The organism is Micromonospora sp. NPDC047707 (assembly GCF_040704235.1).
Lineage (GTDB): Bacteria > Actinomycetota > Actinomycetes > Mycobacteriales > Micromonosporaceae > Micromonospora.
Genome location: NZ_JBEYSU010000037.1, coordinates 45370 through 56382, shown reverse-complemented (window position 1 = coordinate 56382; position 11013 = coordinate 45370). Strand labels below are relative to the sequence as shown.

11 protein-coding genes and 1 pseudogene are annotated in these 11013 nt (G+C 74.4%); 6 read left to right on the top strand and 6 right to left on the bottom strand.

Going from position 1 to position 11013, the window contains the following annotated elements:
- Positions 1 to 78 (top strand): annotated as a pseudogene (locus tag AB0873_RS27445) (phytochelatin synthase); the annotation flags it as partial.
- Positions 79 to 321: 243 nt separating this feature from the next.
- Here AB0873_RS27445 and AB0873_RS27440 read toward each other — a convergent pair.
- Both AB0873_RS27440 and AB0873_RS27435 read right to left on the bottom strand, forming a co-directional pair.
- Positions 322 to 1158: a transposase family protein gene (locus AB0873_RS27440; protein WP_366603252.1), complete on the bottom strand. Its 837-nt coding sequence runs from the start codon at positions 1156 to 1158 to the stop codon at positions 322 to 324.
- A 211-nt stretch (positions 1159 to 1369) separates the two neighbouring features.
- Positions 1370 to 2269 carry an A/G-specific adenine glycosylase gene (locus AB0873_RS27435; protein ID WP_366603251.1) on the bottom strand — a complete coding sequence of 300 codons (900 nt, stop codon included), beginning with the start codon at positions 2267 to 2269 and terminating at the stop codon, positions 1370 to 1372.
- A 100-nt stretch (positions 2270 to 2369) separates the two neighbouring features.
- On the opposite strand from AB0873_RS27435, the gene AB0873_RS27430 reads away from it, so the two are divergent.
- From AB0873_RS27430 to AB0873_RS27420, 3 genes are all read left to right on the top strand, one after another.
- The gene (locus AB0873_RS27430; RefSeq protein ID WP_366603249.1) at positions 2370 to 2882 is read left to right on the top strand and encodes an ACT domain-containing protein; all 513 of its coding nucleotides are present in this window, start codon (positions 2370 to 2372) and stop codon (positions 2880 to 2882) included.
- Positions 2879 to 3442, top strand: coding sequence for a peptide deformylase (locus tag AB0873_RS27425; protein WP_366603247.1), 564 nt, complete (start codon positions 2879 to 2881; stop codon positions 3440 to 3442). The genes AB0873_RS27430 and AB0873_RS27425 overlap by 4 nt, the downstream gene beginning before the upstream one ends.
- 137 nt (positions 3443 to 3579) lie before the next feature.
- A complete protein-coding gene (locus AB0873_RS27420) occupies positions 3580 to 4320 on the top strand; it encodes a hypothetical protein (protein ID WP_366603246.1) in 741 nt (246 codons plus the stop codon).
- 71 nt (positions 4321 to 4391) lie between these two features.
- Here AB0873_RS27420 and disA read toward each other — a convergent pair whose 3' ends face one another.
- From disA to AB0873_RS27400, 4 genes are all read right to left on the bottom strand, one after another.
- Complete coding sequence (disA, locus tag AB0873_RS27415) at positions 4392 to 5570, bottom strand: DNA integrity scanning diadenylate cyclase DisA (protein ID WP_155329934.1); 1179 nt, start codon at positions 5568 to 5570, stop codon at positions 4392 to 4394.
- Positions 5571 to 5701: 131 nt separating this feature from the next.
- A complete protein-coding gene (radA, locus tag AB0873_RS27410) occupies positions 5702 to 7156 on the bottom strand; it encodes a DNA repair protein RadA (protein WP_366603244.1) in 1455 nt (484 codons plus the stop codon).
- 118 nt (positions 7157 to 7274) lie between these two features.
- Entirely contained in the window at positions 7275 to 8006 is a 732-nt protein-coding gene (locus AB0873_RS27405; protein WP_366603243.1) for a hypothetical protein, read from the bottom strand.
- 138 nt (positions 8007 to 8144) lie between these two features.
- Complete coding sequence (locus tag AB0873_RS27400; protein WP_366603241.1) at positions 8145 to 9005, bottom strand: UbiA family prenyltransferase; 861 nt, start codon at positions 9003 to 9005, stop codon at positions 8145 to 8147.
- Between the two features lie 46 nt (positions 9006 to 9051).
- On the opposite strand from AB0873_RS27400, the gene AB0873_RS27395 reads away from it, so the two are divergent.
- Entirely contained in the window at positions 9052 to 9789 is a 738-nt protein-coding gene (locus tag AB0873_RS27395; RefSeq protein ID WP_366603240.1) for a methyltransferase domain-containing protein, read from the top strand.
- A 43-nt stretch (positions 9790 to 9832) separates the two neighbouring features.
- Positions 9833 to 10999, top strand: a complete 1167-nt coding sequence (locus tag AB0873_RS27390; protein WP_366603239.1) for an acyl-CoA dehydrogenase family protein — start codon at positions 9833 to 9835, stop codon at positions 10997 to 10999.
- Positions 11000 to 11013: the final 14 nt, after the last annotated feature.

Sequence of the window (11013 nt, the reverse complement as noted above, 5' to 3'; positions counted from 1 at the left end):
CCGGACACCGCCTCGTACTGGATGACCACCGAGGCTCTGGCCGACTGGATCGCCACCCGCGGCTACGCCACCTCCTGACCCAACCACACACACGAAGGGCCGACCCGAACGGGTCGGCCCTTCGCCGTCTCGACAACCTGAGCGGGCAGAGGACAAGTTCGGCGAAGTTGTCCCCTCGAGGTGGGTCGAGGCAGCAACTTCCCCGAGCTTGTTGCATCTTGTTTGGGCTGGTCAGTGGGTGTTGACAGCGGTGGTGTGAGGTGTTTTCTGGCTGGTCGGGCGGTTGTTGATCTTCGGTGTGGTCGTTTGCCCGGGGTTGGTTCAGCGGGCGATCTCGGCGTGGTTGAGGACGAGCAGCGCCCGCACCAGGGTGGTGGCGTTGGCGCGCCAGTCGTGGCGGAGTCGGTGCAGGATGCGCCAGTTCTTCAGGTGGGCGTGGGCGTGTTCGTTGGCGACGCGTTCGCGGGCGATGATCGCGTTGGTGGTCTTCTCGGCGAGGGTGAGTTTGTGGTTGCGGCTGGCGCGGCGTCCGACGATGACGGTGGGGTCGGTGTCGGGTTGGTCGTCGAGGCGGGTGTGGAATCGGTCGCAGATGACGGCCAGGTGGTGTCGGCGTAGTCGTGCGGGTAGGCGCAGGCGTTTGGCGTGGGTGGCCTCGTGGAGTCGGGCGGGTTGCGCGGCGGAGGCCCAGAGCAGCCGGCCGTGCTGGTCAGTCACCGTGATCACCCGTACGTGGTGGGCTTTGTGTTTCGGGCACCAGAACCGTCTTTCGCGTCTGCCGGCCGGGGTGTGCACCGGGATGCACGTCCCGTCGAGCAGCAACACCGGATCCTCATCGGCGCGGCGGGCGGCCAGGACCCGGTCCAGGCGCGGTGCGCGGCGGGCCAGGACGCCGACGACCTGTTTCACCCAGCGGCGCACGCTGTGGTGCGACACCCCGTAAGCGGCGGCCAGATCAGCGGGCCGTTCACCCTTACGCAGGACCGCGAGAACGATCAGCACGCAGGCCAGGTCGGGTAGCTTGCGCCAGCGTGACCTCACCTCGCGCCGGTGCTGCCGCAACGCGCGACCGGCGATCGCCATGGTGTGCCTCGACAACGGCAGTCGGGCTTGATAGACCAGTGCATGGCCCTCGGCGGGCAGATCGATGTGTGTCACGACCAACGATCCTCGCCGAGGGCCACTTCTCTGACCGGTTGCCATGCCGAGATCACCAACCCACCCCGGACAGATGATCAAAACGAAGATCAACACCACCGGGACCAGCGACCCGACCGCCACCACACCAATCGTCAAGACCCACTGACCAGCCCAAACAAGATGCAACAAGCTCCCCGAAGTTGCTCGCACCGCCAGTCGGGCCCGCGCGTCAGGGGACGGGGACCGGGGGGCCGTCGCCGGTCAGGCGGAAGGACGCCTCCCCGATCGGCTCGACGAGACCGTCCTCCACCAGCCCGGCCAGAGCCCGCGACCGCTGCACGTCGTCGGCCCAGACCTGGTCCAGGCGCTGCCGGGGAACCGGCGCGGTCGCCTCGCGGAGCACGCCGAGCAGCAGTCCGCGTACCTGGCGGTCGGTGCCGGCGTACCGCTGCGGCCGGCGGGTGGGCCCGGCGGGGGTCTCCTGCCCGGAGGCGCGCCAGGCACAGACCGACTCGACCGGGCAGACCGCGCAGCGCGGCGACCGGGCGGTGCAGACCACCGCCCCCAGCTCCATGAACGCGGCGCTGGCCAGCGCGGCGGCGGCCGGCTCCGCGGGGAGCAGTTCCTCGGTGGCGACCAGGTCGGCGGGGCGGGTGGTCGGGCCGGCGTCCGGCTCACCGGCGACCGCCCGGCACACCACGCGCCGTACGTTGGTGTCCACCACCGGGTGCCGCTGCCCGTACGCGAACGCCGCCACCGCCCGCGCGGTGTACGTGCCGACGCCCGGCAGCGCCAGCAACTGCTCCAACCGGTCCGGTACCCGCCCGCCGTGCCGCTCGACGATCGCCACCGCGCACTCGCGCAGCCGGACCGCCCGGCGCGGGTAGCCGAGGCGCCCCCACATGCGGATCGCCTCCGCCGGGGTGTCCGCGGCCAGGTCCGCCGGCTCGGGCCAGCGCGCCAGCCAGGCCTCCCACGCGGGCAGCACCCGGACGACCGGGGTCTGCTGGAGCATCACCTCGCTGACCAGGATCGCCCACGCGCCGACGTCGGGCCGGCGCCACGGCAGGTCCCGGGCGTTGCGGGTGTACCAACCGCTGACCAGGTGGGCGAAAGTCGGTTCAGTCATCGCTCGCCGATGATCTCACGCCCCGGCCGCCGTCCCGCTGACTGGGCGACCCGCACCGGGTCCCCGCCGGGCCGTACCGCCGGTCGGGGAGAATGCCGGGATGAACGAGCTCGCGATCACCGTCATCGGCCGGGACCGGCCGGGCATCGTGGCCGACGTCGCCGAGGTTCTCGCCCGGCTCGGCGCGAACCTCACCGACAGCACGATGACCCGGCTGCGGGGGCACTTCGCCATGACCCTGATCTGCGTGGGTCCGGCCGCCGCCGACGTCGAGGCCGCGCTGGCGCCGCTCGCCGGCGACGGTCAGCTCCTCGCGACCGTACGAGCGGTCACGCCGGACGGCGAGTCGGCGCGGACCGGTGAGCCGTACGTGATGGCGGTGCACGGCGCGGACCGGATGGGCATCGTCGCGGCGATGACCCGGGTGCTCGCCGACGCCGGCGGCAACGTCACCGACCTGAGCACCCGGCTGGCCGGGTCGCTCTACGTCGTCGTCGCCGAGGTCGACCTGCCGCCGGGCACGGCCGAGAAGGTGGGCGCCCGGCTGGCGTCGACCGCCGCCGACCTGGGCGTCGACGTCACCCTCCGGCCGGCCGATCCGGACGTGCTGTGAACGGCGAGGAGTACGCGGGCCTGGGTGACTGGACGCCCGACGACCTGAGCGCGCCGGGCGAGGTGCGGCCGGTGGTGTCCGCGCCGGCCACCGTGCTGAGCCGGCCCGGCGGGGAGGTGGATCCGACCGCCGAGGAGACCGTACGCCTCGCGGCCGACCTGGTGGCCACCATGCGGGTGTCGCCGGGCTGCGTCGGCCTGGCCGCCCCGCAGATCGGGGTCGGTGCCCAGGTCTTCGCGGTGGACGTCACCGGCCACCCGAAGGCCGCCACCGTGCACGGCACCTTCGTGCTCTGCAACGCCACGGTGGTGGAGGCCAGCCGCTGGAAGGTCGGCCGGGAGGGGTGCATGTCCGTGCCCGACCTGACCGGCGACGTGAAGCGTGCCGGCCGGCTGGTGGTGGAGGGCGCGCTGCCGGGGACCGGCAAGGTCGTCCGGCTGGTCACCGACGCGTTCGAGGCGCGGGCGCTCCAGCACGAGATCGACCACTGCGCCGGCCTGCTGTTCCTCGACCGGGTGGCCGGGGCGCACGCGATCTACCAACGCAAGGTCTACCTCTGACGGTGCACCGCGCGTCGCGGACGGACCACGGTCGGCGGCGCCCACTGTCCTGATTGGAGTGTCGCTCCCATGAGCTGTCCACGACTCGGCGCGTCGCGGCGGCGAGCGGTGTCCTGCGCCGCTACCGTGGGGGCATCATGCGTCTGACGGTCGGCCCCCTGCCCCCCGCCGTGTACTGGCGGCGTCGTGCCGTCGTACTTGGAGCGGTGCTCCTTCTCCTGATTGTTCTGCTCTACTCGTGCAGCCGCTCGGGTGACAGCTCCGGCCGGTCGGGCGGGAGTGGCGCGCAGCCGAGGTCGGAGGCGGGCTCGCCGGGTGCGACACCCGGGCCCACCGGTTCGGTGCTCACCCCGCGGACCGGCACGCCATCGCCGACCGGCGGCTCAGGCGACGCGGGCGGCGCCGACCCGACGGGCGCGAACCCGTCGTCCGGCGCGACCACCACCAACGGCCCGGTCCCGGTCAACCCTGTCGTCGACGACGGCAGCTGCACCGACGCCGAGATTGCCGTGACCGCTGTCGCGCGGCCGGCGACCGCGGTGCGGGGCGCGACGGTGGACCTGCAACTGAAGATCAGGAACAGTTCGAACCGCACCTGCAGCCGGAACGTCGGCGCCGACGTGCAGGAGCTGTTCATCAAGTCGGGCGCCGAGAAGATCTGGTCCTCGGACACCTGCGGCACCGGCCGGGGTTCGGACGTCCAGTCGTTCACACCGAACTTCGAGCGCTCCTACCAACTGGGCTGGAACGGCCGGGACACCACCCGCTGCGCCGACGGCGTGGCCGCCGGCCCGCACCCGCCGGCCGGCACCTACCAGGTCTTCGCGCGGGTCGGCACCAAGCTCAGCGAGCCGGTGCGGCTCACCATCACCAGCTGAGCGGGCGCGCCGACGCCAGGGCGGGTAGGCCAGCCCTCGGCCCGGGCGCCGTCCGCCAGCGGGTCAGCCGGTCAGACGTAGCGCTCCAGGATCGAGGCCTCGGCCAGCCGGGAGAGCCCCTCCCGGACGCCCCGGGCCCGGGCGTCCCCGACGCCGTCGACGGCCTGCAGGTCCTCAACGGTGGCGCCGAGCAGTCGCTGAAGGCTGCCGAAGTGCAGCACCAGCCGGTCGACGATCGCCACCGGCAGCCGTGGCACCTTGGCCAGCAGCCGGAAACCCCGGGGGCTGACAGCGGCGTCCAGCGCGTCGGAGGCGGCCGGGTAGCCGATCGCCTTGGCGACCGCGACCAGGTCGATCAGCTCGGTGGCGCTGAGCAGGTCGAGCTCGACCAGCGCCTCGTCGAGGGTGCGGGACTTGCGCCCGGCGGGCAGGTAGTCCCGGATGACCAGGGTTCTGTCCGCGTCGACGCCCGCCATCAGCTCGTCGAGCTGGAGGGCGAGGAGCCGACCGTCGGTGCCGAGCTCGACCACGTAGCCGGCGATCTCGTCGGCGATCCGGCGGACCATCTCCAGCCGCTGCACGACGGCGACCGCGTCCCGGACCGTCACCAGATCCTCGATCTCCAGCGCGGAGAGCGTGCCGGAGACCTCGTCCAGGCGCAGCTTGTACCGCTCGAGGGTGGCGAGGGCCTGGTTGGCCCGGGAGAGGATCGCGGCCGAGTCGTCCAGCACGTGCCGCTGGCCGTTGACGTAGAGGCTGATGATCCGCATGGACTGGCTCACCGAGATGACCGGGTACCCGGTCTGGCGGGCAACCCGCTCGGCCGTGCGGTGGCGGGTGCCGGACTCCTCGGTGGGGATGGACGGGTCGGGCATCAGATGCACCGCCGCCCGGACGATCCGGGTACCGTCGCTGGAGAGCACCACCGCGCCGTCCATCTTGCACAGCTCCCGGACCCGGGTGGCGGAGAACTCCACGTCGAGCGGGAAGCCGCCGGTGCACAGGCTCTCGACGACCTTGTCGTACCCGAGGACGATCAGGGCGCCGGTGCGGCCGCGCAGGATCCGCTCCAGACCGTCGCGCAGGGCGGTGCCCGGAGCCATCAGGGCGAGGTTGGCGCGCAGCGGGTCGCCGGCGGCGGCGCCGCCGGTCACGTTGACGCTGATCGGACGGGCGGGCGAACCCACGGCGCCGGTGCGGGCGTGGGGGGTCGCGCCGGCAGGCTTGGTGGTGTCGCGGTCGATCGGCACGGGCAACAGTCTACGGACTGCCCTGCGGTGGGTGCTGTCGTGGTTACTGTGATGTGTCACGATGCCGGTCTCCGCCCCGACCGCCCGGCCTGCCCGGGTCGGCCCGGTATCGCCCTCGGTGCCCGCCCCGGTCACTCCGCGGACGCCCGCGCGACGGCCTGGAGGGCCGCCCGGACATCGGTGACCTCGATCACGCGCATCTGCTCGGCCCGGACGCCGGTGCTGTCCGGACCGCAGCCGGGCGGCACGAGCGCCAGACGGAAACCGAGCCGGGCCGCCTCGGCCAGCCGGCGCGGCACCGCGCCGACCCGCCGTACCTCGCCGGTGAGCCCGACCTCGCCGATCGCCACCAGGTGCGGGGCGATGGCCAGGTTCAGCCCGCCGGAGGCGACGGCCAGGGCGACGGCCAGGTCGGCGGCGGGCTCGACCACCCGGATGCCGCCGACGGTGGCCGCGAAGACCTCCCGGTCGTGCAGGGTCAGCCGCTCGGTGCGTCGCTGGAGGACGGCCAGCACCATGGCGAGCCGGGCCGAGTCGAGCCCCGAGACCGTACGCCTCGGCGAGCCCGCCACCGTCGCCCCGATCAACGCCTGCACCTCGGTGACCAGGGCCCGCCGTCCCTCCATCGCCACCGTCACGCAGGTGCCCGGCACCGGCTCCGAGTAGCGGGTCAGGAACAGCCCGGACGGGTCGGCGAGGCTGCTGATGCCGCCCTCGTGCATCTCGAAGCAGCCGACCTCGTCGGCCGCGCCGAACCGGTTCTTCACGCCGCGCACCATGCGCAGCGACGAGTGCTTGTCGCCCTCGAAGTGCAGCACCACGTCGACCAGATGCTCCAGCACGCGGGGGCCGGCGACCTGGCCGTCCTTGGTGACGTGGCCCACCAGCACGGTGGCGATGCCGCGCTCCTTCGCGACTGCGACCAGCGCCGCGGTGACGGCGCGGACCTGGGTCACCCCGCCCGGCACGCCCTCGGTGCCGGTGGTGGAGATGGTCTGAACCGAGTCGAGCACCAGCAGGCCCGGCTTGACCGCGTCGAGGTGGCCGAGGACCGCCGCGAGGTCGCTCTCGGCGGCAAGGTAGAGCTGGTCGTGCAGCGTGCCCATGCGCTCGGCCCGCAGCCGGACCTGGCTGACCGACTCCTCACCGCTGACCACCAGCGAAGGGCTGCCGCCGCCGGCCGCCCACTGCTGGGCCACGTCGAGCAGCAGCGTGGACTTGCCGACGCCGGGCTCCCCGGCCAGCAGCACCACGGCGCCGGGGACCAGACCGCCGCCGAGCACCCGGTCGAGCTCGCTGACGCCGGTGGGCCGGGCCCGGGCCGGCGCCGCGCTGATGGTGGCGATGGGCCGGGCCGGCTCGGCCGGCATCCGGGAGCTCACCACCCGGCCGGAGACGGTCGGGCCGGTGAGGGTGCACTCGACCACCGAGCCCCACTCGCCGCACTCCGGGCAGCGCCCGACCCACTTGGGTGGCTGGTGGCCGCAGGCGTCGCACTCGTACGCCGGGCGGGGCTCGCGTGCGCCGGCACGGCCGCGCCCGCCCGTCGCCCCGACGCGCGGGGAGGTGGATCGTGAGGTGGTCACACCGGGACGTTAGCCCCCTCGTACGACGAAAACACCGCCGGCGTGGTGGTGTTCACCAACGCCGGCGGTGTTCGTGGTTGCACGACCGGGCCGGCCTGCCGCCGGCCCGATGACGGGGTCAGTGCCCGTTGCCGCCCTCGCCGCCGTGGCCGCCCTCTTCGTGGCCCTCGTAGCCGCCCTCGCGCTCGATGATCGGCGACGGGGGCGCGGCCGGGGTGAGCGGCACGGCGACCGGGGCCGGCCCGTTGATCGTGACGCCGTTGCCGAAGTCGAAGGTCACGAAGACGTTCTGGCCGGAGCGCAGCGACTCGTCCAGGCCGATCAGCTGGAGAACCTGCTCACCCTCGGTGTTGAGCTGCACGTAGCTCAGCGGCGGGATCTCGATCCGGGCCGGCCGGCCGGCCGGCGCCGCGGTGGGCGACGGGCTGGCGTCGGGGCTCGGCGACCCCTCCTCCGGCGACGGCGTGCCCGACGGGACGGCGGACGGAATCACCGAGGGCGAGGCGGTGGCCTGGGCCGCCGCGGCGGCGCCGGTGATGACGACCTCGCGGGCGCTCTCGGTCGTGACGGTCACGGTGACCGGATCCGGCGAGTCGTTGTAGATCACCACGTTGAGGATCGCGTTGTCGCCGGCCTCGTAGCCGTCCACGCCCGGGAAGGCGACCAGCAGGCCGCGGACGGCGTACTCGCCGTTGGCGGCCTCAAGATTGACACCCTGGATCGACGGCTCCTTGATGGCGGTCTCGGCGATCTGGCCCGCGCCGCACCCGGACAGCAGCAGTCCGGTCGTCGCGGCCAGCCCGGACAGCAGCAGGGCCGCCCGCCGGGAACCCCTGATCGAGCGCGTCACGTCGGTCCTCCTCGTCACGATCCCGCCCGGCCGCACGCCGGGCACGGTGGCCATGCCCGCGCAGACCGCGCTCCAGGGTAGTTGGGGCTGATCGAGGGCCGCACGCCGACCCGGGGATGCCACCTGGCGGGGGGATCGTCAGACCACCCGACCGCTGGTGACCAGCAGGACGACGTCGATGAGGGCGATCACCATCACCGCCCGGAAGGCCGCCACCGGGCGGCCACCGGCGCGGGTGGCCGTCCGTCCGCCGTACCACGTCACCGGCGGCACCACGACGGCGGCGGCCACCGCGGCGAGCCCGACCGCCGACGGCGGCCCGGGCGGCCCGAGGACCAGCGTCGCGGTCGCGGCGAGCAGCAGCCCGGCGGCGGCGGCCCGGCTGCCGACGGGTCCGAGCCGGTGCGGCAGTCCGCGCACGCCGGTGCGGGCGTCGTCGGTGAGGTCGGGCAGCACGTTGGCGAAGTGCGCGCCCGCGCCGAGCAGGGCCGCGGCGGCGACCAGCCAGACCGGCGGCGCGGGCGCGCCGGGCAGCGCGAGCACGACGAAGGCCGGCAGCGACCCGAACGAGACCGCGTAGGGCAGCACCGACAGCGGCGAGGACTTCAGCGGCCAGTCGTAGAGCAGCGCGGAGACCAGGCCGGCGGTGGCCACCAGCGCGGCGGTGGGGTTCGTCGCCAGCGCGAGCACCGGCGTGGCGAGCGCGGCCACCGCGGCGGCCCGGGCCGTGGCGCGCCGGCTCACCGCGCCGGCGGCGACCGGCTTGTCGGTACGCCCCACCGCGGCGTCCCGCTCCGCGTCGAGCGCGTCGTTGGCCCAGCCGACGGCCAGTTGGCTGGCGGCGACCGTCAGCACGACGGCGAGGACGCCGGCCGGCCGGTGCCCGACCCCCCAGGCGAGCAGGCCGGCGACCGTGGTGACCGCGGCGGCCGGCTCGGGATGGCTGGCCCTGACCAGCGTCCCGACCCGCGCGACACGCTCTAGCACCCTCGACGACATGAGGGAAGTCTGGTCGTTACCGGGCAGTCGTGCCACGCTCGTGTCCATGCGAGACGCGGGCCGTACCCTGCCGCGCAATGATCCGCGCCAGTACGACGACCTGGCCGGCGAGTGGTGGCGGCCGGACGGCGTGTTCGCGATGCTGCACTGGCTGGCCGAGGCCCGCGCCGCTCTCGTGCCGGCGGCGTCCCGCCCGGGTGCTCTCCTGGTCGATCTCGGCTGCGGCGCCGGGCTGCTCGCCCCGCACCTGGCGGGCAAGGGTTACCGGCACGTCGGTGTGGACCTGACCTTCTCGGCGCTGGAACAGGCCGCGGCGCACGGCGTGACCGTCGTCAACGGCGACGCCACCGCCGTCCCGCTCGCCGACGGCTGCGCCGACGTCGTCGCCGCGGGCGAGTTGCTGGAGCACGTGCCCGACTGGCGGCGGGCGGTGGCCGAGGCCTGCCGGCTGCTCCGGCCCGGTGGCCTGCTCGTCCTGGACACCCTGAACGACACCGCGGTGAGCCGGCTGATCGCCGTCCACATCGGCGAGCGGCTGCCCACCGTGCCCCGCGGCATCCACGATCCACGCCTGTTCGTGGACGCCCGCGCGCTGGTCGCCGAGTGCGCCCGGCACGGCGTGGAACTGCGGCTGCGTGGCGTCCGGCCGCAGCTGACCGGCCTGCTCGCCTGGCTGGCCCGGCGGGTGCGCGGCGCCGCCGGCGCGCCGGGACCGGCGCCGCGCATCGTGCCGACCTGGTCGACCGCCGTCCTCTACCAGGGCCGGGGGGTCCGCAGGGGATAGCGGCATCGGCGCGGGGGTACAGGTACGCGGAGAAGGGGGTTGCATGACGCTGCAGGCTGTGGAGGCGGCCCGACGGTTGGCGCCGCGGTTCGCCGCCCGGGCGGCCGGGCACGACCGGGACGGCTCGTTCCCGGTCGATGACTTCCGGGACCTGCGGGGGGCGGGCCTGTTCGGCCTGATGGTCCCCCGCGAGCTGGGCGGCCTCGGCGCCACCTTCGCCGAGTACGCGGCCGTCGCCACCGAACTGGCACGGGGCAACGGCGCGACCGCCCTGGTGTTCAACATGCACGCCTCGGTCACCGGAGCGCTGGGCGCGGTCACCGAGGAACTGGCCGAGGCGCTCGGCGTGCCCGAGGAGGCGCTGGCGGCGCGGGACCGGCTGCTGCGCGCGGCGGCCGAGGGCGCCTGGTACGCGGTCGCGATGAGCGAGCGCGGCGCGGGCGCCCGGCTCTCGCAGCTCAGCACCGGCTACGAGCCGGCCGACGGGGGTTGGCGCATCAAGGGCGGCAAGACGTTCTGCTCGGGGGCCGGGCACGCCGACGGCTACCTGGTGGCGGCCCGCAGCGCCGCGGACCCGTCGGTGGTCTCCCAGTTCCTGGTGCCGGCCGGCGACGGGCTGACCGTCGAGGAGACGTGGGACTCGCTCGGCATGCGGGCCACCTCCTCGCACGACCTGCACCTGGACGTCACGGTCCCGGCCGACCGGTTGCTCGGCGGCGTGGAGGGGCTGGCCCTGGTCGTCGCGCAGCTGATGCCGCACTGGCTGGTCGCGAGCTACGCCGCTGTGTACGTGGGGGTCGCCCGCGCGGCGGTCGACGCTGCCGCCGAGCACCTGAACGCCCGCAACCTCGCCGGCCTGCCGGCGGTCCGGGCCCGGCTGGGCCGGGCCGACGCGGCGGTCGCGGCGGCCGACCTGGTGGTCGCGGAGGCGGCCCGCCGCGTCGACGAGGCACCCGGCGACGCGGAGACCAACCGCTGGGTGTGGCGGGCCAAGCTGCTGGCCGGCACCACGGCCGCCGACGTGGCGGCCTCGGTGCTGGAGGCGGCCGGGACGTCGGCCACCCGCCGGGGGCATCCGCTGGAGCGGCTGTACCGGGACGCGCGCTGCGGCTCGCTGCATCCCGCGACGTCCGACGTCTGCGCGGACTGGCTCGGCATCGCGGCGCTGGGCGGCGACCCGGACCGTGACGGGTCGGCCCCTCGTTGGTGAACGTGCAGGGAAAT